Source organism: Fictibacillus barbaricus, assembly GCF_014635025.1.
Taxonomy (GTDB): Bacteria; Bacillota; Bacilli; order Bacillales; family Fictibacillaceae; genus Fictibacillus; species Fictibacillus barbaricus.
Map to the genome: position 1 here is coordinate 105,479 of NZ_BMCE01000001.1, position 26,305 is coordinate 131,783.

Here is a 26,305-nt window from a genome sequence, read left to right on the forward strand (position 1 = left end):
CACTGAATAAAAAGATTGAGGGGAGTTTTGGAATGGAAGCCTTTGCTAGACCCCGGGTGGTTGTGAGTAAATGTCTCGAATTTGACGCATGCCGATATAATGGTGATGTGATTTATAATGATGTCATCAAAAAGTTAATGAACTATGTAGACTTTGTTCCTGTCTGCCCTGAAGTAGAGATTGGACTCGGAACACCAAGAGAAACGATCCGAATTGTAAAAAGGGGTGAAGAGCACTTACTTCTTCAGCCTTCCACACAACGAGATGTAACCCATGAGATGAGATTGTTTTCAGAGGGCTATCTATCAGGGGTAATTGATACAGATGGATTTATTTTAAAAACACGCTCTCCATCATGCGGATTAAAAGAAGTAAAAGTATATGCTTCAACAGAAAAAGGGCCAGCAATTGGGCATTCCAGTGGCTTATTTGGCGGAAAAGTAGCAGAACGATTTTCACATTTAGCCATTGAAGAGGAAGGACGTTTAAATAACTTTACGATTCGAGATCGGTTTTATACGAAGCTCTTTACACTCGCTTCTTTCCGCAAGGTACTCCCTATAGGGCTGCAAGCCATTAAAGATTTTCATAGCAAGAATCAATTTCTCTTCATGGCCTACAGCAATCCTACATTAAAAGTTATGAACCGGATCTTAAAAAATGAAGATGTAAACGGAGAAGAAAAGACCATCCAGCTGTATGCCAAAATGGTGCACAAACTATTTAACCGAGCTGCACGAAATGACTCGAAACGAAAAGTGGCATACGAGATCTTTAAACGGTTTGAACCCCATTTATCTCAAGGTGAAGCTGCATTTTTTGACGAGCTTCTTCAAAAGTATGCAAATAAAAAAGAACCTTTCTCGAGTATCGCGACTATCCTCAAGTCTCATGCGATCCGGTTTAAAGACAGTGAAGTTCTCAGACAAACGTTCTTTGCCCCATACCCTGAGATTTTGCTGGAGATCTCGGATTCAGGAAAAGGACGAGATTACTAGAACAAGCCCATAAAGAGCAGGAATAGTAAGGAATGAAAGTATGGTGCTTAAAGCTACACCTGCAGCTGCGAATGATGCATCTTCATTATAGGTTTGAGCATACATCGAGATCGTGGGAGCTGAAGGCATCCCCGCAGTTAGAATGGCAGCAGCGAAAAGTTGAAAAGGCAGCGGGAACAAAGCAAAAGGAAATAATAAAAATGGAAATAGAAGGAGTTTATAGAAGCTAGCTAGCCATAAATGTTTATTCATTAAATAGCCTTCTAGTTTGTCAGAAGACATGCTGCCTAATAGAACGCCGATTAATAGCATGGAAAGAGGTACAGTAGGTTTTCCTGTCAACTCGAGTGTATTAGAAACAACAATTGGAAGGGTTCCAGGCAGAATCATCAGAACAAAGCCAGCTAATGTAGAAGTTACGCCTGGATTAATGAAGACCCTGTGCCATTGGACAATTTCAGAGTTCCTGGCAAAGAGGTAGATCGCATAGGTCCAAATGAACAATAAATATACAAAGTTAAAAAGAGTGACGAAGAATACACCCTCTTTTCCAAATAATAAAAAGCTGACAGCGATGCCTAGAAAGCCTTGATTTCCAAAGATCATGATGCCTTCTAAGGCATTTTTCTGTTCTTTTTCAGGTCTTAATTGCTTTACTGTCCACCATGAGATGATAGATGAAGCAGTCAATACAAAAACGGACATAAGTGAAAGCCAGGCAAACTGTTTTACATTTTCAACTGAAAAAGGGACATCCATTCCGTATAGAATAAGAGCAGGAAGCGTCACGTTTAAAATGATGGCTGTAAGTATCTTCTCACTTCCTTGCGGCAAGACCTCTTTCTTTCGAAGTATATATCCTAAGAACGCAATGCTGTACAATAATGATAATTCGAGAATAAAAGGAACAAAGTCCGTCATTCATCATCCCTCCTAATTATTACAAGGGTATGGGTTTATAGTAAAATAGGTGATAATGGTTTTCTTGTTCAAAAAGGGAGATGGTTTGGCATGTTGATCGCGAAAGGGGAAACTTTATTTAGGCAAGGAGAAGAAGGGCCTTTATATAAGCTGGAAAAAGGGTTATTAAAGGTTGTTCGTGTTCATGAAGATGGAAGTCAATTCCTGCTGAATTTAATCGTCCCTGGTGAGGTCATTCCGCATCACTCCTTAACAAGCCAGAAAGAGTATAATGGCACAGCGATTGCGCTTTTGCCTTGTGAGGTCACACTGATTAATCCAAACCAGTGGTACCAGTCATTGGAAGAGGATCCGTTAAAATATAAAGAAGTAGCTCTCCTTTTAGAGACAAAATTAAGGATGATGCAGCAAAGGATCAACCAATTGTCCACGCTGACACCAGAAGGGAAGATTATAAAGCTACAAAAATGGTTTGCTCTATACTTTCCGGAGATCGCGGTTGAAAAAGTGCTTACTCAAGAAGAGATAGGACAGTTTGTCGGACTCAGAAGAGAAACGGTAAACCGGGTTTTGAAGAAACTCAGATAATGTCAAAAAATTTATATATAAAAATGAACGTAAGATTTTTGCTCCTTTAACAAAAGATACATGTATAAATCAAAAAGGAGTGAAAACGATGAAGAAATTAATGCCTCTTGCCCTTGCTTTCTCGGTTTTAACGAGTGGTGTGGTAACCGTGTCTGCCGCACAGGCAGAGAACGTACAAACTGTAAAAGAGAAAAAGGGATACCGCCATTTTAGAAATATGGAAATTTTTGAAGATCAGGTTCATAGGGCAAATGCTCTAAAGGTTGAACAGCTGGAGATTCAAAAGCAAATTGTTCAGCAAAAAGATAAACTTTTCGATATTCATGTAAAAGCGACCGAAAATGAAAAGCAAGAGAATAGAGATGAAAAGAAAGTTAACTGGCAGAGTATGAAAAAGATACATCAAGAATTAAGGGCTTTACATAAAGAAGCTCATGAAACAAAAAAATCTATGCATGAAGCCATGAAAGCTGATAATGAAAAGCTGGCTTTAGAAAAAATGAATCAGTGGTTGAGTATAAACGAAAAGATTAACAGCAAACTCGTAGAGAAATCTGCTAAGTTAGATGAGATCTTAGCGCAATATAAGTAATAAAAAAGTGTTGAAGCGGACCTGCGCCTCAACACTTCTTTTTTTATTCTGCTTTATGCAATGGTGCGTAATCTGGATAATCTGTAATGATGCCATCTACACCTGCGTCTAACAAAGGCTGAACCTCTTGTTCATTTCGAACTGTCCAAGCCATGATTCCCATGTTGCGCTCATGTACTTCATCCACTACAGAAGAGTTCACAAGCAAGCGGCTTGGGTTAACATACTCCGCATATGTAGAAAATTCACTTAATTTTGCTTCGCTTAGATCTGTTGCACGAGAAGTAAGAACACCTACTGGTACTTCAGGTAAAAGCTTATCCATTCTTTGCATTGAATCAAATTCGAACGATTGGATAATAATCTTTTCATGTGCAGGAAGGTGCATATTGCGTTCTTTTAGGGCAGATGCTACTTTTTCTTCTATACCAGGATAGTAATAGGTTGCCTTTAACTCAATTAGAATACCTGTCTTCCCGCGGAATTCATCTAACACTTCTTCAAATGTTGGAACTTTTTCTCCAGCAAATTCTTCGCCGAAGTAGCTGCCAGCATCGAGTTGACGAATTTGTTCAAGTGTATGATCTTTTATATATCCTGTACCGTCCGTTGTTCGATCCAACGTTACATCATGAATAACAACGAGTTCACCGTCTTTGGTTTGCTGTACATCAATCTCAATATAATCTGCTTTCATATCAACGCCTTTTTGAAAAGCTGCCATTGTATTTTCGGGTGCATATCCTGAAGCACCGCGATGAGCAACTGTTTGAACTTGGTCTGATGGCTCATATGCAAAAGTTTCAGTAGTGAAAAATGAACCTAAGATCCCCATGGAAAGTATTGATGCAACTGCTGTTTTTCTAACGTTCATGTCATCCATCCCCTTTGATTGTTTGATGTTCCTCCTGCTTGCCTCATGCAATAAGCAGGATTAACAACCACAATGCTATCAAATGAAAGCTTGGAAAGAATGGTCAGATGTACCTTAGTATTTTAAAGAAAAAGAGGTCGAAGTAAGGAGAAATTTTAATAAAACAGCTCTTTGTAAAGAGAGCATGAACGATATATGTTTCGTGTTAAGATTACAGAGAAAGAAAGGAGGAAAGGACATGATCGTTGATGAAATTTATGGTGAATTTGAACTGGAACCTGTACTGCAGGACTTAATACATTCTAGTCCCGTACAGAGGTTAAAAGGAATCCACCAAGGAGGGGCATCCTATTTAGTTAACAGAGCATGGAATGTGACCCGTTTTGAGCATTCTGTTGGAGTTATGCTTTTAATTCGTAGATTAAAGGGTTCTGTAGAAGAACAGATCGCAGGCCTCCTTCATGATGTTTCGCATACTGCGTTTTCCCATGTCATTGATTTTGTGTTAGATAAGGAATCAGAGGACTTTCATGAAGAGATTTTTGAAGAAACGTTAGTAAACTCTGAGATTCCCTCCCTATTAGAGAGCTATGGATATTCTATTGAACAAGTAATAAAAGGAAACTATCCGCTCTTGGAACAACCGCTTCCTCTTTTGTGCGCTGACCGAGTAGATTATACGCTTAGAGATCTATATCGATACGGCTACATTACAAGAGATGAGGTGGATTCTTTTGTAAGCAGTCTCTGTGTAGTGAACGACGTTATCTGCATAGAAGGAATGAAACAGGCTGAGTGGTTTGTGAAGTCTTATTATAAAGAAGTACAAGATTTTTTTATGGATCCCTTAAATGTTTACGGATATGACAGACTAATCCAATTATTAAGGGAAGCTCTCTATCTACAAGTGATAACAAAAGAAGATTTCTTGTTGCAAGATGAAGAAGTCTTAGCGAAGGTAAGAACTTCTGAATCTCCAGAGCTTTTGAAACGATATCTAGAGATTACATCAACTGTAGTTCTTCAAGAAAATGATAAGGACTACGATATTCATCTAAAAGGGAAGCCCAGATTGATTGACCCAACGGTAATTGTGAAGGGTCAACCATATGTTTCATCCGAAATTTCTAATGCGATTAATGAGATGAATACTAGGGCTGAACATAGAGCGAGAAAAGGAAGCTACATAAAAGTAAAACAAAAAACCAGGCTTTAAACGCCTGGTTTTTGAGCTTCTTCTGGATGTTTGAAGTTTCGTGCAATATAAATAAATGGTGTAGATGCTGCTGATACTACAAACTTTATCACGTATGTCGTGAAGAAGATCTGAATCCAAACGTCCCACGAATAGACACCAGCGAATGCGATCGTACAAAAGATCAATGTATCGATAAGCTGGCTGACCATCGTGCTTCCGTTGTTACGGATCCAAAGTTGATCAGGACGTGAGAATTTTCTCTTTATCGCTGCAAAAAGCTTAACGTCAAGATACTGACTGATCAGGTAGGCTGTTAGGCTGCCAAGCGCTAAACGCGGCATTAAGCCGAAAAGTGCTTCAAGGTGTGGTTGTGCAAAGTCACTTTCATGGGGTTCAAACACAAGCACCAACTGCATGATGATCGTTGTCATAATCAAAGTGAAAAATCCAAACCAGACCGCTCTTTTGGCATCTTTTTCGCCGTACTTTTCATTTATTAAGTCTGTCGCTAAATAAATCGTACCGTAGATCACGTTACCAAGCGTCATAACAAGACCGAACATCTCAATCGTTTTGACCACTTGTAAATTAGCTAGGATCGTAGCTGCGGCAATCCAGGCAAATAAGCCTGTTTTCCCAAACCATTTATAGCAGAGCAGAAAGAGAATAAAGTTAACGAGTGCAAAGCCTACACCAAAATAAAAATTAAACATCATAAATCCTCCTAGTTTTGATAACGCGGGAGTTTTCGAACCGCGAACCACTATAAATTCAACAATTCCCCATTATAAGTCAGTTTTTGTAATTTATCAATTACTGGCTTTTAATTATATGAATCATGCACCGATTACTTTCTCTTTATTTGTGATTATTCATTGAGGGGAGCAGGAAAGGAAATACTGTCTATATATAATAAAGCCCAATAAAAATGATAAAGTAAATGTTCAAAGTATGTCATCTGAGGAATTCATAAAGGAATATTTGGGTAGGAAGAGGTTCTTTAATGGCTCAGGAATGCAACTTCTCTATATTTCGACAAAAATTTCCCGGAAAATAACGTAAAAAACCCCCCTTTTTATAAGGGAGGCTTTCATTGTTTTCATTTATACAGTTTGAACTGCTTTTTCCAATGCAGCTTCTGGTGTTACGAATTCATACCCAAGGTCAGCTGCAACTGCTTCGTATGTTACGAATCCGCCAGCTGTGTTTAGACCAGCTTTTAGAGATGCGTTATCAGCGATTGCTTTTTGAGCACCTTTGTTTGCAATTTGAAGTGCATAAGGAACTGTTACGTTAGTAAGTGCGATCGTAGAAGTACGAGGCACTGCACCAGGCATGTTAGCTACTGCATAGTGAACAACACCGTGCTTGTCATACGTTGGGTTGTCATGTGTAGTAATGCGGTCAACCGTTTCAAAGATTCCGCCTTGATCAATTGCAACGTCAACAATAACAGAGCCTGGAGTCATAGATTTGATCATTTCTTCTGTTACCAATTTAGGCGCTTTAGCTCCTGGAATTAAAACAGCTCCGATTACTAGGTCAGATTCAGCAACAGCTTGTGCGATGTTTAATGGGTTAGACATTAATGTTTGGATGCTGTTTCCGAAGATATCGTCTAACTGGCGAAGACGGTCTGGGCTAAGGTCGATGATTGTTACATCTGCTCCAAGTCCGATCGCAACTTTTGCTGCATTTGTACCTACTACACCGCCACCGATAATTGTTACTTTACCACGACGTACACCTGGTACGCCTGCAAGAAGAATCCCTTTTCCGCCTTTTGGCTTCTCAAGGAACTGAGCACCGATTTGTGCAGACATGCGCCCTGCTACTTCACTCATTGGTGTTAATAGAGGGAGTGTACGGTTAAATTCAACTGTTTCATATGCGATCGCTGTAACGCCGCTTTCAGTTAATGCTTTTGCCAATGCCGGCTCAGCTGCTAAGTGCAAGTAAGTGAAAAGAATAAGGTCTGAACGGAAGTGTTTGTACTCAGACTCAAGAGGTTCTTTAACCTTCATAACCATTTCTGCTGCCCAAGCGTCTTTCGCTTCTGCAACGATCTCTGCGCCTGCTGCTGCATAATCTTCGTTTGTAAATCCGCTTCCCACACCTGCATTGTTCTCTACAAGAACTTTGTGGCCTGCTGCTGTTAATGTAATAACACCTGATGGCGTAATCGCTACACGGTTTTCATTATTTTTAATTTCTGCTGGAACTCCAATAATCATTTGTGAAACCTCCTATATAAGTGAACTCAATGAGTGCGTTTTCAATTGTGATTTCAGTATAGTTCGGAGGTAATCGCATTGCATTGTTAGGAAACTAGAAAATGAAAAAAAGCATTTGTGAAAGTTCACAAACGCTCCTGCTTAAATAGCCTGTTCATTTTAAAATCAAGGTAGATCATGATCTTCTGATGAGGGCTCTTCAGATCAACATTCGTAATCTCGCCGATACGCTTTAACCGGTAAAGCAAGGTATTCATATGGATATGAAGGGTATCTGAAGCTTTATTTAAGTTTTCATCCAATGTTAGATAAGTCTCAAGCGTATGATAGAGCTCTGTTTTGTGAAGGCGGTCATATTCCTGAAGGGTACGAATCATCTCGTTATGATAACTCTGTTTTTGTTGTTTTTCATAAATAGCATCTAAGAATTGGTAGATGCCAAGCTCGTGGTATCCGTTTAAGGATAATGTTTCTCCGCCAAGTCTCTCTTGAACAGCTATAACACTTGTTGCTTCTTTATAACTCTTTTCAACCTGTGAGAAGGAGGAAACCAGGCTGCCGTATGCCGCTTTTATATCTGACACAGAGAAACGCTCCTTCATATGTGTAAAAAAGGACTCTACAAAGGATTTTGCCAATTCTAAAGGCGGCTCTTTTCCAACAGGTGAAGCGAGCAGAAGCATCTGGTTCGCATCTGCTGCCGACAAGAGTACATTAATCTTTTGGTTTACCGCCGCCAAGTATAGAATGTCTTTTTCAAGTGCTGGTGTGATCTCGTCTTCAAGCTGCAAAATAAAAACGGCAGCCGGCAGGATAGGCAGTATGTTCAGTTCATGCAGCTTCTCAAGTATCTGTTCTTCCTGAGGAAGATTTCCGGTAAGCATCTTCCAAAAAAGTTCTTGCCGGTTTTCTTCTTTCTTTTTTGTACCGATCTGCATTTGGAGAAGTTGGCTCTTGGCAGATGCCGCTGCAAGCTTCAATAACTGCATATCATCTGCGTTTAATTGTTTCTGTACTTCCAAAACCCAAATATATCCGAGGACTTCATTGTTTTTTCTGATCGATACAGCCACACGGTCACCGAGTCCTACTTTTTGAATAGAACTTACCCGAACGGGGTCATCACTTTCTTGCAATCTAGGTATTACGCCATCTTTCCAAAGGCTGTTTACCACTTTTTCAGGTACACGACGCCCAATGATGGTTGCGATGCGCGCTGGATCTGTGCCGTCCTCATGTGTACTGTATGCCAGGAGACGGTGGTTCTGATCTTCTATTGTTACAGGACAAGACAAGACATCACTAATCTTGTCTGCTAAATTTTCAAGACTGCCGAATGTACCTTTAAAAGGATCAGATTGATAGTTCTTCATATTTTGTCTCCCGCCATTAGTTTCTCTGCTTATATTCTACCGAAAAAGGGAAGGGGATTACAGGAGAAAAGAGTTTCTGTGTAGAAATGGTAATACAGTAAATCGATAGGAGGCATGAAGATGAAATTTAGTGAATTTACATATGAAAGACCTGATGTGGCTAAGCTGAAGACCAAGTTTGAGGAAGCTGTACAAATTTTTAGGGAGGCCTCATCTGCAGACGAGCAAAATGAGGCGATGAAAACCGTAGTATCGTTGAGAAATAGCTTTGAATCAAAAGCAAGGCTTGCAAAGATACGTCATACGATCGATACAGAAGACACGTTTTATAAAGAAGAACAAGCTTTTATGGATGAGAACTTGCCTGTCTATCAAGGAATGGTCACTGCATTTCATGAAGCGCTTGTTCAATCTCCTTTTAAGGATGAACTGGAAAAGAAGTGGGGCAGCCAGCTGTTTCGTTTAGCAGAATTAAAGGTTAAGACCTATTCTGAAGATGTATTAGAAGATTTGAAACAGGAAAATAAACTAAGTTCAGAATATGTAAAGGTTATGGCATCTGCAAAGATTGAGTTTGATGGAAAAGAGCTAAACTTGGCTCAGCTGTCACCTTACGTGCAGTCACCTGATCGTGAAACAAGAAAAGCAGCAAGTGCTGCAGGAAATGCTTTCTTAAGTTCGAATCAAGATAAGTTTGATACGATCTACGACGAACTGGTAAAATTGCGTACCGGAATTGCGAAAAAGTTAGGCTATAACAAATTTACAGAACTTGCTTATGATCGGATGGGCAGAACCGATTACAATGCAGCTGATGTAAAAGTGTTTCGTGAACAAGTAAAAGAAATTATCGTTCCTCTTTGTACAGAACTGAAGAAACGTCAGCAAAAGCGTATTGGGATTGATGAGTTTAAGTTTTACGATGAATCTTTCAGCTTTACAACGGGTAACCCTAAACCTCAAGGAGATGCGGGTTGGATCGTTGATCAGGCAAAGCAAGTCTTTAGCGGCCTGTCACAAGAAACAGGAGCATTCTTCAACTATATGGCCGAAGATGAACTGATGGACTTAGAAAGTAAAAAAGGCAAAGCGCCAGGTGGATATTGTACATATCTTCAAGACTATACGGCACCGTTTATCTTTACGAACTTTAATGGATCTGATAATGATGTACGCGTCCTTTTACATGAGATCGGCCATGCGTTCCAAATGTATACGAGCCGCGGGTATGAGGTGCCTGAATATCAGTTCCCGACACTTGAAGCGTGTGAAATCCACTCTATGAGTATGGAGTTCTTAACGTATCCTTGGATGGATAAGCTATTAGGGGAAGATACGGAGAAATATCTGTATTCTCACCTCACAGGTGCAGTCGAGTTTATACCATATGGTGCTGCAGTAGATGAATTTCAGCACTTTGTTTATGATAACCCGGATGTGACGCCGGCAGAACGCCGAACAAAGTGGAGAGAGCTTGAGAAGGCATACTTGCCTCACCGTGATTATGATGGTTTAGAGTATTTGGAAAACGGTGGTTTCTGGCATAGACAAGGTCACATTTTCCGTTCGCCATTCTATTACATCGATTACACGCTCGCACAAATTTGTGCACTTCAATTCTGGAAGCGTTCAGTGGAAAACCGTGAAAGTGCATGGGAAGATTATTTCGCTCTTTGTCAAAAAGGAGGGAGCCTGCCTTTTACAAAGCTTGTTGGTGAAGCAGGGCTGATTTCGCCGTTTGAAAAAGGGTGTGTAGCTTCTGTTGTTGGTGAGGTAGAGAAATTCCTTGCTGCTGTTGATGAGGATCAATTTGCAAAAGCTTAAAAAATGCATAAGAATGAAGAAATCGGCCTAAAGTGCCGGTTTTTTTGTTGTCTTTTCCCTGTGGACAAATTTAATGAGTTGGAAGATTTTATAGGATTGTGACAGGTTTTTATGTGATTATGTGCAAAAATTATGTGATTAGGAGAAGGGATTATGTGATCATAAGCTATTTTTATGTGGTTATTTCCTTCTATCTCCATAAATGTTCATCTCATAAAAGCAACCTGCCAATTCGTAACATTCTATAAAACTTTTTTGAAGAATTATTGACACTTGTAAAGGGAATGCTGTTTTCAGTTGCCTATAAGTTTGTGAATAGGGTCCCTAGTGGTAAAATAAAGAGGAAATCGGAGAAATTTGAAGTCTTTCAGTTGAAAAGGAGTAATACAAAAATGGCTGAAACGAAACAGCGTAACTATACACCGCTAATTATTGGATTGTCCATCGCGATCAACGTGCTCGTGGCCGTTCTATTTTTCTTGCCAGAGTATGAAGGAGAAATTGCTTTTGATGTTACTTTATTGCCGCGTCTGAACGCAATCTTTAACAGTTTTACATTCGTATTCTTACTCGCAGCACTTTATTTTGTAAAACAGAAGAACATTACTCTGCATAGACGCTTTATTTATGCGGCATTCACAAGCACGACACTTTTTTTGTTATCTTATGTAACGTATCACTACTTGACAGAGTCTACGTCTTATGGCGGTGAGGGACCGCTTAAGTACATCTATTTCTTTATTCTCATTACACATATCCTGCTTGCGATCGTAATTGTGCCGCTCGCGTTAGTAACCGTTGCGCGCGGATTCAATATGCAAATTGCTAAGCACCGTAAAATTGCACGCTGGACCATGCCGTTATGGCTGTATGTGAGTTTAACAGGTGTAATCGTTTATTTGATGATCGCACCTTATTATTCATAATTAAACAGAGGACTTTTGCTGATGGAGAACAGCAAAAGTCTTTTCTGTATGGAGAGGAATAGAAGGATGAGCTGGTTTGGAACATACCCGTTATTTGTGCGGATTTGGCGTTGTCGCTAGGCGTATACATCTTCTCCGATCTGCCGCCGACTACTTAATAGGCAATCCCAACCCGGGACTGAGAGAATCGGGGTTTCTTTAAGAGGGAATAAGTAAAGTGAGCCGTATCGCCTGTACTGATCTGCTTGCCTTCTGCAGGTAAAACGTCTTTCTCCACGTGGTAGTTCTCAGTTGGTTCCCCGTCCGGAAGATATGTCGGACAAACAATCGTCCAATCCAATCCGCTTTTCTGTAAAAGTGTGTATGCTTTATGATGGTCCTCAGCTGATCTCGTAAGTTTTCGCTTAGATTCAGATGATTGATAACGAAGCAAGTGGGGTTCTGTTCTGCTCTGCAGGATGCCTGCCGTTCCAATCGTGATGATACGCGAGATCCCTTGCTTTTTCATAGCTTCGATTAGTAGAGGCATGCTTTCAGAAAGTACGTTTCTCCCGTCTGTCGATAATGCACTCACGACAACGTCACACCCAGTCATTGCTTCTTCTGCGTGCTCCTTATCAAGAACATCCCCCGTTGTATAGGTGATCTGCCTTAAGATAGAAGGTGCCAATTTCTCCGGGTTTCGGATAAGCGCATGAACACTCATTTTATCTTCGAGCGCCATTTTCGTAATGTATTGACCGACTCTCCCTGTAGCACCTAGTAATAATAATTTCATTAAATGACCTCCCGTGAAATCTCTTCTCTCATCATATCACTTAAGTGTTGCACATAAAAAACCTCTCGCTTAACGATTAGAGGATCCATTGCTATTATTTAGGAGTTTGAGCAAATCATAAGGTTAATGAATTCGTCCCATGATAAGATAGGAATACTGTTTTAAAGGAAGAGGTGAACAAATGGCTAAGAGTGATGAAAATTATGGAGCAATCCGGGAGAATCGGATTATCCCGCTGTGGAGCTTAACGGTGTGGCTCGTTGTTATGAATACGACGATGTTTAATGTCGCACTGCCAAGTGTTATTGCACAGTTTGATTTAAGTCCTACTGCAGGATCTTGGATTGTTTCAGGCTATTCGATCGTGTTTGCCTTATCGACCATTACATTCAGTCGTTTATCTGATTTTATACCGATCGGCAGGTTATTGATTACGGGACTTGTTATTTTGGGAATCGCATCAATCATTGGATATTTCTCCAACAGTTTTGAGTTCGTTCTCATCAGTCGGATGGTTCAAGCGATGGGAGCAGGAGCCGTTCCGGGTCTTGGAATGGTACTGGCAACACGTTATATCCCCCTTTCACGGCGGGGACGTGCTATGTCCTTGATTTCTTCCGCTGCATCGCTTGGTTTCGGTCTGGGACCAGTGATCGGAGGCGGCATTACACAACTTTTTGGATGGAATTTCCTTTTTGTCGTTACCGGTCTTGTGCTGTTGCTTTTGCCGGTTTTTAAAGTCTATCTGCCGGTCGAGAAGAAAAGGGAAGGTTCGTTTGATGTTATAGGGGCGCTTTTAACAGGCGGGGGAGTGACGTCATTGCTGCTCTATCTATCCTCATTCTCTTTTTACCTTCTCGGGTTGAGCATCTTGTTCTTTGCCGTTCTTGTTATCTATTCTAAGAAAAAAGAAGACCCCTTTATTCGTGTAAGTTTATTTAAGAACACGGCTTATGTCTCGATTCTACTTATTGGTCTCATCGCTTTTATGACTCATTTTGCTTTTTTATTTGTCATGCCGGTTATGCTTTCTAATCTGTTTCAAAAAGAGCCTGCTACGATTGGATTCGTTATTTTTCCGGGTGCGATGCTGTCTGCATTTGCAGCTATCTTTGTCGGCCGCTGGATCGACAAGTTTGGGAACCTCCCTGTTATGCGGGCAGGACTTCTTTCACTTCTTTTATCGGCTGTATTGTTCTCGCTTTTTGCAACAAAAGCATTCTATATGACCGCTATTTTTTATATGTTTACAAGCATCGGATTTTCGAGTTTAACCTCGAGTCTAGCTAACGAGAATTCCAGGATCTTGAGTAAAGATGAAGTGGGTTCAGGTATGGGGATGCTTCAGCTCGTTCAATTTTTTGGAGGGGCGCTTGGTGTAGCGGTGGCTGGATTATTAATCGAAGGTCAGCAAGCCTTTGGACTAGATATCATATACCGAAACGTCTTTATTTTTTACACCATCTTAGTTATGGTGTCGATTGTCATCTATCAATTAAAAATTAAAAGAAATGTGAGCCTGGAAAGTGAATAAGCTTTCGGCTCACATTTTTTTATATACATTTTAACATTTTGAAATCTCGTTCTTTGAAATGGTCAAATAAGTTTAGGTAAAAGTGAGTATTCTCCCAGTGTCACACCTTGAAAATGAAGAGGGAAATAAATTGTTGGGGGACAGTCCCCCAACGTTTACAAATATTTAAAAAATTAGTGACCTGAAGCCGATACATAAAACAGATGCCTAAACAGGCGAACTTTTAACAAAGGAACAGATGAAAAGGGGAAGGATGAGAGACGTATTCGTGGAAAGAAACAAAGAACTGATTGATTCATTATTGAAACTTCAGAAGCTATTAGACACAGAACCAGATACCGTAGATGCCATACCAGTTTTCACAAGTTACATTCGCTCTTTTTTACGCATTAAACCAACGGGCAGAACGCTGCCCACTATTGAAATCATGACACTCATAAAGAAAAGAAAGCCTACCTTATTTTATTTATTAAAACGGCATTCAAACGATGATATGATGACTATGTTAACGTATCTGAATATGGATTATGAGCAGGCTCAGATAAAGATTGAACGTATTTTACAAGGGGAAGTCATCGCTTAATAAGCGATGACTTTTTTATTTTCTCTTTCTTTAAAGTTATAATAAAAAAAAGGAGTGAGGAGATTTGCAAACAGTTGGATTTATCGGAACAGGTGTTATGGGAAAAAGCATGGCTGGCCACTTGATAAATGCTGGCTATCCTGTCCATGTTTATACACGTACAAAGGAAAAGGCTGAAGATCTGCTTCAAAAAGGCGCTCACTGGGCAGATACTCCAAAGGAAATTGCAAAGAATTGCGATGTCATTATTACGATGGTCGGGTATCCAAAAGACGTGGAGGAAATCTATCTAGGTGCTGAAGGACTAGTGGCACACGCAAAAGAAGGTTCTTACTTAATAGATATGACCACATCCAGTCCGCAGCTTGCCCAAAAAATAGGACGTACGGCTGCTGAAAGAAATATCGCTGCACTTGATGCGCCAGTTTCAGGGGGAGACATCGGAGCAAGGGATGCCAAGCTATCCATTATGGTAGGTGGAGATGAATCCGCATTTCAGGCTATTGAACCGATTTTCACCAAGATGGGAACGAATGTGGTTTATCAAGGTAAAGCAGGATCTGGGCAGCATACTAAAATGTGTAATCAGATTGCCATTGCCTCTGGTATGATTGGTGTTTGTGAAGCTATTTTATATGCGGAAAAAGCAGGATTAGATCCTGAAACCGTTCTAAAGAGCATCGAATCAGGAGCGGCAGGAAGCTGGAGCTTAAGCAATCTTGCCCCTAGAATGTTAAAAGGGGATTTTGCACCTGGTTTTTATGTAAAGCACTTCATAAAAGATATGACCATTGCTCTAAACTCCGCTGAAGAAATGGGATTGATGACACCAGGTCTGACGCTCGCAAAGAAACTCTATGATGAACTGGCTGAAATGGGAGAAGAAAATAGCGGAACACACGCACTTTACAAGCGCTTAGCTAACCAGGGTTAATATCCCCTGGTTCTTTTTTATCCTTTACAAAACGTAATAATTACGATTAAATATAGATGGCAATAGTTTAATATACTATATTTCAATCACAACGATACTAGATTTAAATATAAATAAGTGATAGAGAAGAGGAGTACTAAAAGATGAGGAACCTGACAACAAGAGATTCTGTAAGAAAAGAGATAATAGGACTTTTATTGCTGGCCATCTTTATTATTTCTTTTCTGTTCATGGAGGATATTAAGAACGACTCTGTATTTGAAGATCTGCCAAGTTCATTCATGCACGTGAACACGGTTTTTTTGAGTATATTGATTGAAGCTGTTCCCTTTATTCTATTAGGAGTTTTTGTCTCTGCTCTCATTCAGACGTTTGTAACCGAACAGCATATTCAGAAGCTCATTCCTGAAAATCCATACATGGGAATTGGGGTAGTCTTGTTTATGGGAGTTATTTTTCCAGTATGTGAATGTGCGATCATACCAGTTGTGAGACGTTTAATTAAAAAAGGGCTGCCTCTTCATTTAGGAGTTGTATTTCTTTTAACGGTTCCTATTGTGAATCCGGTCGTTATCTTGTCTACGTTCTATGCGTTTAGAACCAACCTGACAGTTGTGTACGGAAGAATTGGACTGGCTCTTTTAGTTGCTATAGTGATTGGTTTAATCGTTTACTGGGTTTTCCGTAATCAAGATCAGTTAAGATCTCAAATACAGCATGGTGCCCATGAACATTCACACGGTTTATCGATGAGCCGCTGGAAACAAACGGTTTACCATGCTTCTGATGAATTCTTTGATACGGGTAAATTTCTTATTTTCGGTGCTTTTCTAGCGAGTATGTTCCAAGTGTTCATCAATCGTAACGATCTTTTAGCACTTGGAAGCAGCGAATGGTCATCAACAGGATTGATGATGGGACTCGCGTTCTTATTATCGATTTGTTCGGAGGCAGATGCCTTTATCGCAGCTTCCTTTGGAAGTACATTTACGGTTGGATCTATTATTGCTTTCTTGGTTTATGGGCCAATGCTCGATGTAAAAAACATGTTGATGATGTTCGCGTATTTTAAAGCACGGTTTGTATTCGTATTAATGGGATTGATCACACTGATCGTTTTTGCTGCGTCTATGGTGTTTCAGTACATTTAGAATAGGGGGTAAGCTGTTATGGAAAAGAACGATCAAGATTTTCATGCTTATTTGAGGGGCATTATTCTAATCGGCTTTATGCTTCTATTGATTGGGTTGATTACATCAGGAAAACTAAACTATTATGTTGCTCCTAAGATGCACATCTTCGTATATTTTGCGATAGCTATATTTGGAGTGTTAGGTGTAATGCAGTTTTTTAGAAGGTCTGAAGGCCAGCATGGTGATGGATGCGGGTGTGGTGCAGACCATACACCAAAGGGGAAGCCTATAAAGCATTTTTTGATTTATATGCTTTTTATTATCCCTCTCCTCACAGGATTTATGATGCCTGAAAAAGCTATGGATAGCTCCGTTGCTGAAAAGCGCGGAATCCGTTATGGAAGCGGATTATATGCTAAGCCCGCTCAGCAAACAGAAGACGGTAAAGTTGTGGCAACAGAAGAGATTGATGTAGAGGCATACTTAGAAGATCCAGAAGGCTATATAAAACAGATGGAAGAGAACGTCAAAAAAGAAAATCCGGTAGAAACATATGATGTGACTGATTACTATAAGAAGTTTGGAAAAGAGCAGTTAAGTAAAGATAAAGTGGTTGTTACGTCAGAACATTATTTAGATATGATGAGTGTACTTGATATTTATCTAGATGATTTTATTGGGAAAGAACTTGAGACAACCGGCTTCGTTTACCGGGAAGAAGGCATGGGGAACGATCAGGCTGTTATTGCCCGTTTTTCTATGAACTGCTGCAGTGCTGATGCTGTTGTATACGGGACGATTGTTAAAGGTGATCAAGTTGCGAAGCTTGAGACTGACACATGGTACACGGTTACAGGAATCATTGACGAAACAGAATACAATAATGTACGGCTCCCTTTCATAAAGGTAGAGTCGTTGAAAAAGATCAAACCTCTTAAAGATCCATATGTATATCCGAGTGCTGAGAGCTTAGGAGCTTATTAAATAAATCAAAAGAAAAAAGCGGGGGGATATCCTCCGCTTTTTATTATTCAAAACACATAAGTTCCGACAACAAACAGCTGAAATAAAACGGTAACCCCAATAAAGTACGATACTTGAGCAAACAGTCCCCAATCTTTATCTTTTGCAGCTTGCATAACATACAGAGCAACAACAGAAACAATAATAGGAACGATCAGGGAACTCCCGCTAAAGGTGAGATATTTAGGTGCTATCGTATAGAATGTGTTATTGAATAAAGATTGGATGACGAAGAGCTGTGTTACGATAAAAAGTGCTATAGAAACCCATTTTACCCAAGGTTTCTCTTGTTCAATAACATCAATGCGTACAAAATATAGGATACCTAGGAATAAAATAGGCGGCACTACCCAAATAAATGCGTTTGTCATGGCAATGAACGATACGATAGAGGCAGTGAACGCATCAAATGTCGCGTTATAAATATCTTGCTTTCCGATTGCTTGACTCGCTTTTTTGATCTCAGGGTTCTGGCTCGCTGCATAGACCTTATACTCACTGACAGATTCTGCTTTTAACCAAACAACCGTTTGATCATCAACATGTAAAGGATATACCGAGAAGTCACTTGTTGTGCTGATTCGAGATGCTTCCCAATCCCTTTTGTTTAAAGTAGCTTTGTATATGTTTCCAGCTTCCTTTTTAGCCGATATGGGCCCAGTTGCAGCAAATAGAATGACAGGCTCACCCTTTTCTATGCTTAACTGTTGATAGGAAGAATTCTCAATCTCGTAGCCTAAGTCAGACTCTTTAAAACGAACCGAATCAAATTTAATAGCTGCTAAACTATCATATGGGGCTGCACCATAATATGTTTTAAATGTTTTGGTTCCTTGCTTTGAAGAATAAAAGGTATATAGAAAATGTACTTCGTTTTCAGCTTCTGCAAACCGGAAGTTATAGACTTTATCTGTAGGAGTTTTACTGTACTGAATAATAGATTGTGCTTTATATTGTCCTTCTTTTTCTTGCAGATAAAAAGCCTCCATCTCTACTTTTTCACCGACAGTTGCAATGAACGAATTTGAGTCTGGATGTCCTGATAACTCTGATAACTTTTCTTTGGCCGTAAAGATTAGTTGACTCTTACCGTTTTTTGGGTCATAAACAAATACTTTGTTCCCTTTTGAATAAGCAAAACGATTCTTCGTATCTGCTAAAAGCTCCACATCTTTATCAAGGGCGGTCTGTTTACCGCCTTCAGAAATAATAAGTTCTCCACCAGAAATAAATGCGATCTTTTTTCCGTCTGTCCAAAAGTTTCCTCGTTCATCTAGGGAAAGCTTCTCTTCCTTCTCTGAGACCACATTTAGCTTTTCATCCAATGTTGTTTGTTTTATACCATCCTTTAAGTGTGTATAGATTTGGTATTGATCCCCCTTTTTTAAAGCAATGGGTTCTGAACTGATAGATTCGGCGGATGTGCTGATTGATCGGCTCCAGTCTTGGTTGGGAAGTTTCGTCTCTTGAAGAATGTTATTCCAAACAACCAATCCTATTAGCAAAAAAACAATGGTAAAAGGAATTAATAAAGCTCTGTAATTCGAACGATTCTTATTCTTTTTCTTTTTTGGTTTAGAATCGATGTTCATGGTAATGCCCCCTTTTTCTATAAAGAAACAAGATTATAAGTATTCGATAAGTAGACGGATACTCCTGTAATTTTCATTCAATTTTTACGAAGAATGTGGATAGATAGTAATGGGTATCCAAAAGTATCCATTTCAACCATACACTATTTTATTACAAATATGATTAAAAATGGTATAAAATAACTACATTTTATTTCAATAAATAGGTATTTATACACACCGAACAGGACATTTGATGCAAAGATTTTATGATAAAATTAAGAAGTCGCAAAAATGCGAAAATTCTGTTAGGGGGAATAAGGGGATGAAACGAGTTCTTACTAGTTTGGCAGCCGCTTCCGTTCTCGCTGGGACTTTTCTTTGGACAAGCCCGCCAGCAGTAGAGCATGCAGCTGCTAATAAACTTACGGAAGACGCAGCTCCGGTTGATCTAGGGATAGTCAATCAAGACCGTCTGATTAAATCATTGGTACAGAGTGGTGTTATAAAGGAAGGTCTGACTCCACAGCAGCAAGAAGCAGAGCTTAATAAGTACCTAAAGAAGCGAGCAGGAGGAAGTTCTGTTCACCTTCATGAAAAGCATGATGTAAATGAAACAGCTAACTATTTAAAGAGTCAAATGAAGGCTTCCACCGACAGTGGTTTAACGACAACTTCTCCTGCTATAGGAGGTAAAAAGTCAGGAACTGCAACAACGTCTACACTAGACGGTGCTCAAGCTGAAACATATACAGGTGATGTAAGGCAGGATCAGGTATTAGTCTTATTAATCGATTATGCTGACTATAAAGAAGGCAGCATCACACCGTCTGAAACGGATTTCCATTATCCAAAATACACGAAAGAACACTATCAAAACATGATCTTTGGTGATAAAGGATATACAGGTCCAAACGGTAAGAATATGGTTTCTATGAAACAGTTCTACCTTCAGCAATCTGGCGGTTCTTATACGATTGATGGGGACGTTTACGGCTGGTATACAGCAAAGAATCCAGCTGCCTACTACGGCGGAAACAATGCATCAGATAACGATTCTAAACCTCGTAATCTAGTAGCTGAAGCTTTAGCAGCAGCAGCGGCTAACGGCGTTGACCTAAATGCTTATGATAAAGAAGATATTTACGATCTTGACGGTGATGGGAACAAGCGTGAGCCGGACGGACTTGTTGACCACTTAATGGTTGTTCACGCAGGTGTAGGTGAAGAAGCAGGCGGAGGAAGCTTAGGAGCTGATGCAATCTGGTCTCACCGCTGGAATCTTGGGGGCATTTATGCAATTCCGGGCACTTCAACTTCTGTTCCATACTGGGGTGGCGCACTTGGTGCTTATGATTACACGATTGAACCAGAAGATGGCGCAACAGGCGTATTCGCCCATGAGTTCGGGCACGATCTGAACTATCCGGATGAGTACGATACAATTTACTCAAACGCATATGGCGAACCTGTTTCTTATTGGTCTATCATGTCTAGCGGAAGCTGGGCAGGAGAGATTCCAGGAACAGAACCAACAGGATTCAGTCCGCTTGCAAAAGAGTTCTATCAATCTACGATTGGCGGTAAGTGGCTGCAAGGAAAAACAGTACATGCCAACGATTTAGGTAAAAATGGTGTAACGGTAACGCTTGATCAAGCCTCTACAAAAGGTGCGAATGAAGATGCTGTCCGTATCAACTTGCCTGATCAAGTCAATCAGATTACGACTCCAGCTTCTGGATCTTACGCTTATTATGGCGGAAGAGGCGATGAGATCGATCATAAGATGGCAGCGAACGTTGATCTAACGGGTGCTACATCTGCGACATTAGACTTTGATGCTTGGTATAAAATCGAACAGAATTGGGATTACGCAATGGTTCAGGTTTCTACAGACAACGGAGCAACGTGGAAATCTCTTTCTAGCTCGCGTACGAATAGTGATTTAGTAGCTGATGGTTATCCAGCGATTAAAGACAACCTTCCTGGCTACACAGGACACTCAAATGGATGGGTTCATGAATCCATTGACTTGAGCCAATATTCAGGCCAAAACATTAAGCTGCAGTTCCGTTACATGACAGACTGGGGCAGCAATGAAGAAGGATTCTTTGTAGATAATGTAAAAGTAACAAGAAATGGTACAAGTGTGTTTGAAGATGGAGCAGAAGGTACTCCACAGTTTGCTCTAGACCATTTTGAGAAGCATCAAGGAAAAGAATTAAAGTCTCACTACTATTTGGTAGAATGGCGCAACCATGATGGTGTAGACAATGGATTAGCACATTTAAAGCGCGGAAATTCTATCATGTCTTATGATCCTGGTATGGTGATCTGGTATGTAAACAACGCTTACGATAACAACTGGGTAGGCTCACATCCAGGTAAGGGATTTGTCGGTGTCGTTGACTCACATCAGAATGTTCACCACTGGGGTGGAAATGTAGCGACTGGTGATCTAGCTAGCACACGCTATCAAATCTATGACGCACCATTCAGCACTGTTAAAGGTGCAGACTTAAACGTTGACTATGGACAAGGAAACCACATGTACAATGCGGCAAAATCTCCAGTATCTCTATTTGATGATAAAAAGAACTACTGGAATCCATCTAGCCCATCATCTGGTTTGAAGCTTCCTTCATACGGGCTAAAGATTCAGGTGTTAGAAGAAGCGTCAGATCGCAGTACAGCTAAGATTAAGATCTACAAATAATAGAGTCAGAGTCTAAGAAGCGATTCGTTTCTTAGGCTTTTTCTTTTACATCTCAATTTTTTTTGTAGAATATCGGTTATTCCCGCGGAAATAATGTCGATTTTTGATTGATTTAATGAATGAAGCAATTTTTAAAGGAGTCAGGGGTTAGTAAGTAGTATTAGTTGGTTAACGAGTATATAGGGAGAGAGCGTTAGATGGAACAATGTATCCATATTTATATGACAAGTGATATTCATGGAAACGTTCTGCCTTTAACGTATGGAAGCAATGTAGAGGCTGAACTTGGTCTGGCTAAAACAGCTGCTCTTTTAAAAGAGAAGATGAAAGATCAGCATAATTGTATCTTGATTGATAATGGTGATCTGATCCAAGGAACACCCCTCACCTACCATTATGTAAAATTTGGCGAGGGCTCTGTCAACCCGATGGTCCTCCTTTTAAATGAACTTCAATATGATGCAGCTGTCATCGGTAATCATGAATTTAATTATGGACTTCCAATTTTACAGAAGGCTGTGAAGGAATCCGAATTTCCCTGGCTATCTGCAAATATTGTGTGGGAAGAATCAGGTGAACCTGTTTTTGGAATGCCATATCTTATAAAAACATTTACGTGCGGTTTGAAAGCAGCAGTTCTCGGATTAACAACGATGTATGTTCCGAATTGGGAAAATCCTGACCACATAAAAGGAATCTCATTTTTAGATGCGGTTGAGACAGCAAAAAAGTGGGTTCCGTTTCTAAAAGAAAAGGCGGATATTATTATAGTCTCTTATCATGGAGGAATTGAAAGAGACTTAAAAACGGGAGAACCGACTGAAACACTCACAGAGGAAAATCAAGGGTATCAGCTTTGCATGGAGGTTGAAGGAATTGATGTACTTCTAACAGGTCATCAGCATCGGCATATTGAAGGTGTGGAAGTGAACGGAGTAACAGTTATTCAGCCTGGAACGCAAGGAACTCGGCTAGGACTTGTAGAAATAAAGGTTAGAAGCGAAAGCGGAATATGGACAATAGTAAACAAAGAATCAAAACTTCTGTCCATAGAAGGATATGAAGCAGATCAACAGGTGCTAGATCGTATTGGCCCATATGAAGAAGAAACACAAAAATGGCTTGATCAGCCAATCTGCAAAGTGCAAGGTGACATGGAAATAACAGATTCCATGCAAACGAGGTTACACGATCATCCGTTCATCGAGTTTATTAATAAAGTGCAAATGGATGCTGCCGGCGTAGATATATCGAGTACAGCATTATTCGATAATCATTCAAAAGGCTTTTCAACAGAAGTGACAATACGCGATATCGTGTCTAATTATATCTATCCGAATACGTTAAAAGTGGTTGAGATTACAGGAAGAGATATGAGGGAGGCACTAGAAAGATCGGCTTCTTATTTTTCTTTAGAGGAAGATGGCACACCAATGGTAAATCCTATGTTTTCTATACCGAAGCCTCAGCATTACAATTATGACATGTGGGAGGGCATCGATTATATCATCGATCTGTCAAAACCGGCTGGCAATAGAATTACGCACCTAGTCTATAAAGGTGAGCCGGTAAGGAACAAGACGCTCTATCATGTCGTGATGAATAACTACCGTGCTGGCGGAGGCGGGGATTACCCTATGTTTAAAGGTAAGCGAGTGATAAAAGATATTCCAATCGATGTATCTGAGCTGATGGCTAATTATCTCTTGAAAAGAGGTACGATACAGGCAACCTGTGACAACAATTGGAGAGTGAAGGTACCTTCTTCATAAAAAATAAAGGAAAAGGGTGGAGCGGTTGAAAAGGCAGAGCTGGTTGGTCTTTCTAATTTTAGTTGTCTTTCTTGCTGGCTGTTCCAGCAGTGCAAAAGGTACATTAGACGATAAAAACTTAACGCTGCAAGATCATCCGAAGGAGACATATCCAAGGTATTATGATCAAGTATCGAAAGAAGTGGCTCAAAAAGCATTACCGTTTTCGTTAGAACTGCCAAGCAAGCTTCCTTTTAAAGTGGCTCTGTCAACGTTTCAGATTTCCGATTGGGGTGAGAAACGGAATATTTTGCTCGACTCTGTATTTTATCCGAAACAAGAAGGGCAGAATGTGTATTTGGCGTACAGAGTCTCTAATTTTCTTCCTAAAACTGATAAGATAGAAACAAAAGATGAAGTGGAGCTTGAAGACGGGACAGATGCTTACTTCTCTGGCAGCTCCGATCTGCCGATACTAAAGTGGAAGAAGGACGGTCTGTATTTTAAAATGGAATACTTGATGAAAGAAGGAACAGACACTAAGGATGCAAAGAAGGAACTGTTGGAAGCAGCAAGTTCGGTATATGAATAAACGAAAGCTGACCTATTACCCATGGATGATAAACATGGTGGGACTGGCTTTTTCTTTTAAAGAAGAAGCCTCTTAAGAAAATATGATAATATGATTCAAGGGGGGGATGTACTTTGCAAAAATTGGAGTTTGAGTCTGCTTGGGACAGGACTTTAGCGTTGCCAGACAGATTAAAAATAGAGCAAGTTTTCTCTGAGCTGGATCATGAACAAAATGAAGGACAGCAATCCGTTATTTTAAAGACAGCCTTCAATCATAAAAATGATTTTTTAGTAACTGTATTAGTTAATAACTATGCAAAACAACCCTTCTCGCTGGCAGAAAAAAATGTAGTGTACAAAGAAAAGGCAGGGACCATAAGTGAGATGGATTCTCCATATTCACTTGAAGTTCCAGCACATACAAGTATGCCTTGGACGTTTATTTTTCCGGCGGCATCTATAAAGAAAGAACCATCAGGAGCATCTGGAGAGTTAATCCTGATCTAAAGTGGGGGAACGTTTTGAGAACGATTATCTGGTTTATTTATTTTTGGGGCGTTTTATTAAAGCTCATACCTGCATTAAACCGTGTGAAACATCTGCAAAAAACAGGAAATATACAAGAACGCGATACTTTAGTAGATAAGAAAGTAAAAGAATGGTCAACTTCTCTCGTGAAACTGAGCGGGTCAAAAATCACAGTTAGCGGGGAAGAGAACATTCCAGCGGACACAGCCGTACTCTTTGTAAGCAATCATCAAGGAAATTTCGATATCCCTATCCTTTTAGGCTATATCAAGAAACCAAAAGCTTTCATCTCGAAGATTGAAGTAAAGAAGATGCCTTTTATTGGTACGTGGATGGAGCAGCTTAATTGTTTGTTTATGGATCGAAAAAATGTAAGGCAGTCTGTACAAGCGATCAATGAAGGTGCAAAATTACTTAAGAACGGGACTTCTCTTGTTATTTTTCCTGAAGGAACAAGAAGTAAAGGTGATGAGATGTCTGCGTTTAAACCAGGCAGTTTCAAACTGGCTATCAAGTCAGGGGTGCCAATCATTCCTGTAACGATAGATGGGTCATATAAAATCATGGAGAAGCAAGGATTTTGGATTAAGCCTGCAGAAGTTTATATTACCGTTCATCCGCCGATCTATCCTCAACATCAAGAAGCAAAAGAACTTGCAGTACAATCACAACGCGTGATAAAAGAAGGCGTTAAAAAAGCAGCATCATAATAGAGCCTGTACGGGATTTGCCTTTATTTGGTATTATTGGTATGGAAGGTAATAATTTCTAGGAGGAATACCATGACCGGAACAATCTCAGTCATTATGATATTCTCAATTCCAATTATCGCAATCGTATTAGGGCACTTTCAATCACAGACAAAATTAAAACATAAGATGCTGAAGGACGAGCTGGAGCTGGAACGCTTAAAACATGATAACTATGTGATCGAAACACAAAAGTTGAGACTTGAACTTGAACAGATGAAGCTGCTCGACCCAAGTGGCAAGAAAGAATCCATATAAAAAAGCCTCTCGTTCCCGAGAGGCTTTTATCTTATCTGTAGTTAATAAATTGAACATCGATCGGCAAGTTTGCTTCCCTAACAAGTGCAATAATCTGCTGAAGGTCGTCTCGGTTCTTCCCTGTAACACGCACTTGATCATCTTGAACTTGACTCTTTACTTTTAATCCAGAGTTCTTGATCAACGTGTTAATTTTTTTTGCGTTATCTTTATCGATACCTGTAACAAGTTTCGCACGCTGGCGAACCGTTCCGCCTGAAGCTTGCTCGATCTTACTGTAATCGAGGTTCTTTGTTGGTACTCCTCGCTTGATCAGTTTTGTGATGAGAACATCTTTTAGCTGCTCGAGCTTGTATTCGTCATCTGACACCAATACAAGCTCTTCGCTAGATTTATCAAGCGTGATTTCGCTTTTGCTTCCTTTAAAGTCATAACGTGTTGTGATCTCTTTTGTTGCGATGTTGATTGCATTGTCTACTTCAGCTAGATCTACTTGTGAAACGATATCAAATGAACTTTCTTTAGCCATTTTTGTGAAACCTCCTGACGTTTCTTTCGTTTATATAGTTACAGTATAAATACATTGCTGTTATGTTTCCAGTTTGTACACATTCTTTTCCGTGGAAACGGGTACAAATACAATATT

Annotated in this window: 25 protein-coding genes; 17 read left to right on the forward strand and 8 right to left on the reverse strand. The window is 39.9% G+C overall.

Annotation, left to right across the window (positions count from 1 at the left end; genetic code table 11):
* Positions 1-32 precede the first annotated feature (32 nt).
* Positions 33-998 (forward strand): YbgA family protein, encoded by a 966-nt coding sequence (locus IEV52_RS00530; RefSeq protein ID WP_188400594.1) that lies wholly within the window; start codon positions 33-35, stop codon positions 996-998.
* Here the strand turns inward: IEV52_RS00530 and IEV52_RS00535 are convergent.
* Positions 975-1,919: an AEC family transporter gene (locus IEV52_RS00535; protein WP_188400595.1), complete on the reverse strand. Its 945-nt coding sequence runs from the start codon at positions 1,917-1,919 to the stop codon at positions 975-977. The genes IEV52_RS00530 and IEV52_RS00535 overlap by 24 nt on opposite strands.
* 90 nt (positions 1,920-2,009) lie before the next feature.
* Here IEV52_RS00535 and IEV52_RS00540 point away from each other — a divergent pair, with 90 nt between their 5' ends.
* Positions 2,010-2,507 (forward strand): Crp/Fnr family transcriptional regulator, encoded by a 498-nt coding sequence (locus IEV52_RS00540; RefSeq protein WP_188400596.1) that lies wholly within the window; start codon positions 2,010-2,012, stop codon positions 2,505-2,507.
* An 88-nt stretch (positions 2,508-2,595) separates the two neighbouring features.
* Positions 2,596-3,099 carry a hypothetical protein gene (locus IEV52_RS00545; protein ID WP_188400597.1) on the forward strand — a complete coding sequence of 168 codons (504 nt, stop codon included), beginning with the start codon at positions 2,596-2,598 and terminating at the stop codon, positions 3,097-3,099.
* A 43-nt stretch (positions 3,100-3,142) separates the two neighbouring features.
* On the opposite strand, the gene IEV52_RS00550 is transcribed toward IEV52_RS00545, so the two are convergent.
* Positions 3,143-3,973, reverse strand: coding sequence for a glycerophosphodiester phosphodiesterase (locus IEV52_RS00550; RefSeq protein ID WP_188400598.1), 831 nt, complete (start codon positions 3,971-3,973; stop codon positions 3,143-3,145).
* Between the two features lie 238 nt (positions 3,974-4,211).
* Here IEV52_RS00550 and IEV52_RS00555 point away from each other — a divergent pair, with 238 nt between their 5' ends.
* Positions 4,212-5,189 (forward strand): HD domain-containing protein, encoded by a 978-nt coding sequence (locus tag IEV52_RS00555; protein WP_188400599.1) that lies wholly within the window; start codon positions 4,212-4,214, stop codon positions 5,187-5,189.
* On the opposite strand, the gene IEV52_RS00560 is transcribed toward IEV52_RS00555, so the two are convergent.
* The 3 genes from IEV52_RS00560 to IEV52_RS00570 all read right to left on the reverse strand — a co-directional run bounded on the left by IEV52_RS00560 (position 5,186) and on the right by IEV52_RS00570 (position 8,778).
* On the reverse strand, positions 5,186-5,884 hold the full coding sequence (locus tag IEV52_RS00560; protein WP_188400600.1) for a queuosine precursor transporter: 699 nt from the start codon (positions 5,882-5,884) through the stop codon (positions 5,186-5,188). The two genes, IEV52_RS00555 and IEV52_RS00560, sit on opposite strands and share 4 nt — an antisense overlap.
* 390 nt (positions 5,885-6,274) lie before the next feature.
* Positions 6,275-7,405, reverse strand: coding sequence for an alanine dehydrogenase (ald, locus tag IEV52_RS00565; RefSeq protein ID WP_188400601.1), 1,131 nt, complete (start codon positions 7,403-7,405; stop codon positions 6,275-6,277).
* Positions 7,406-7,530: 125 nt separating this feature from the next.
* Positions 7,531-8,778, reverse strand: coding sequence for a PucR family transcriptional regulator (locus IEV52_RS00570; protein WP_188400602.1), 1,248 nt, complete (start codon positions 8,776-8,778; stop codon positions 7,531-7,533).
* Positions 8,779-8,898: 120 nt separating this feature from the next.
* Between IEV52_RS00570 and IEV52_RS00575 the strand changes: the two genes are divergently transcribed.
* Together IEV52_RS00575 and IEV52_RS00580 are read left to right on the forward strand one after the other, a co-directional pair.
* Positions 8,899-10,602, forward strand: coding sequence for a M3 family oligoendopeptidase (locus tag IEV52_RS00575; protein WP_188400603.1), 1,704 nt, complete (start codon positions 8,899-8,901; stop codon positions 10,600-10,602).
* A 392-nt stretch (positions 10,603-10,994) separates the two neighbouring features.
* On the forward strand, positions 10,995-11,528 hold the full coding sequence (locus IEV52_RS00580; RefSeq protein WP_188400604.1) for a DUF420 domain-containing protein: 534 nt from the start codon (positions 10,995-10,997) through the stop codon (positions 11,526-11,528).
* 154 nt (positions 11,529-11,682) lie between these two features.
* Here the strand turns inward: IEV52_RS00580 and IEV52_RS00585 are convergent, their stop codons facing one another.
* Complete coding sequence (locus IEV52_RS00585; RefSeq protein ID WP_188400605.1) at positions 11,683-12,306, reverse strand: NAD(P)-dependent oxidoreductase; 624 nt, start codon at positions 12,304-12,306, stop codon at positions 11,683-11,685.
* Between the two features lie 181 nt (positions 12,307-12,487).
* Here IEV52_RS00585 and IEV52_RS00590 point away from each other — a divergent pair, with 181 nt between their 5' ends.
* The 5 genes from IEV52_RS00590 (at position 12,488) to IEV52_RS00610 (ending at position 17,474) form a co-directional block, all read left to right on the forward strand.
* A complete protein-coding gene (locus IEV52_RS00590) occupies positions 12,488-13,840 on the forward strand; it encodes an MFS transporter (RefSeq protein WP_188400606.1) in 1,353 nt (450 codons plus the stop codon).
* A gap of 268 nt (positions 13,841-14,108) precedes the next feature.
* A complete protein-coding gene (locus IEV52_RS00595) occupies positions 14,109-14,423 on the forward strand; it encodes a hypothetical protein (RefSeq protein ID WP_188400607.1) in 315 nt (104 codons plus the stop codon).
* A 64-nt stretch (positions 14,424-14,487) separates the two neighbouring features.
* Entirely contained in the window at positions 14,488-15,357 is an 870-nt protein-coding gene (locus tag IEV52_RS00600; RefSeq protein ID WP_188400608.1) for an NAD(P)-dependent oxidoreductase, read from the forward strand.
* A gap of 143 nt (positions 15,358-15,500) precedes the next feature.
* Entirely contained in the window at positions 15,501-16,508 is a 1,008-nt protein-coding gene (locus tag IEV52_RS00605) for a permease (protein WP_188400609.1), read from the forward strand.
* Positions 16,509-16,526: 18 nt separating this feature from the next.
* Positions 16,527-17,474, forward strand: a complete 948-nt coding sequence (locus IEV52_RS00610) for a TIGR03943 family putative permease subunit (protein WP_188400610.1) — start codon at positions 16,527-16,529, stop codon at positions 17,472-17,474.
* Positions 17,475-17,521: 47 nt separating this feature from the next.
* On the opposite strand, the gene IEV52_RS00615 is transcribed toward IEV52_RS00610, so the two are convergent.
* Positions 17,522-19,105 carry a hypothetical protein gene (locus IEV52_RS00615; RefSeq protein ID WP_188400611.1) on the reverse strand — a complete coding sequence of 528 codons (1,584 nt, stop codon included), beginning with the start codon at positions 19,103-19,105 and terminating at the stop codon, positions 17,522-17,524.
* 304 nt (positions 19,106-19,409) lie between these two features.
* Here IEV52_RS00615 and IEV52_RS00620 point away from each other — a divergent pair, with 304 nt between their 5' ends.
* The 6 genes from IEV52_RS00620 to IEV52_RS00645 all read left to right on the forward strand — a co-directional run bounded on the left by IEV52_RS00620 (position 19,410) and on the right by IEV52_RS00645 (position 25,659).
* On the forward strand, positions 19,410-21,800 hold the full coding sequence (locus IEV52_RS00620; RefSeq protein ID WP_188400612.1) for an immune inhibitor A domain-containing protein: 2,391 nt from the start codon (positions 19,410-19,412) through the stop codon (positions 21,798-21,800).
* 197 nt (positions 21,801-21,997) lie between these two features.
* Positions 21,998-23,572 (forward strand): bifunctional metallophosphatase/5'-nucleotidase, encoded by a 1,575-nt coding sequence (locus tag IEV52_RS00625; RefSeq protein WP_188400613.1) that lies wholly within the window; start codon positions 21,998-22,000, stop codon positions 23,570-23,572.
* A 43-nt stretch (positions 23,573-23,615) separates the two neighbouring features.
* Positions 23,616-24,143: a hypothetical protein gene (locus tag IEV52_RS00630; RefSeq protein ID WP_229754142.1), complete on the forward strand. Its 528-nt coding sequence runs from the start codon at positions 23,616-23,618 to the stop codon at positions 24,141-24,143.
* Positions 24,144-24,256: 113 nt separating this feature from the next.
* Positions 24,257-24,631: an SLAP domain-containing protein gene (locus tag IEV52_RS00635; protein WP_188400615.1), complete on the forward strand. Its 375-nt coding sequence runs from the start codon at positions 24,257-24,259 to the stop codon at positions 24,629-24,631.
* A 14-nt stretch (positions 24,632-24,645) separates the two neighbouring features.
* Positions 24,646-25,362, forward strand: coding sequence for a lysophospholipid acyltransferase family protein (locus IEV52_RS00640; RefSeq protein ID WP_229754143.1), 717 nt, complete (start codon positions 24,646-24,648; stop codon positions 25,360-25,362).
* A 72-nt stretch (positions 25,363-25,434) separates the two neighbouring features.
* Positions 25,435-25,659, forward strand: coding sequence for a hypothetical protein (locus IEV52_RS00645; RefSeq protein ID WP_188400616.1), 225 nt, complete (start codon positions 25,435-25,437; stop codon positions 25,657-25,659).
* A 31-nt stretch (positions 25,660-25,690) separates the two neighbouring features.
* Here IEV52_RS00645 and IEV52_RS00650 read toward each other — a convergent pair whose 3' ends face one another.
* Entirely contained in the window at positions 25,691-26,188 is a 498-nt protein-coding gene (locus IEV52_RS00650; protein WP_188400617.1) for a YajQ family cyclic di-GMP-binding protein, read from the reverse strand.
* Positions 26,189-26,305: the final 117 nt, after the last annotated feature.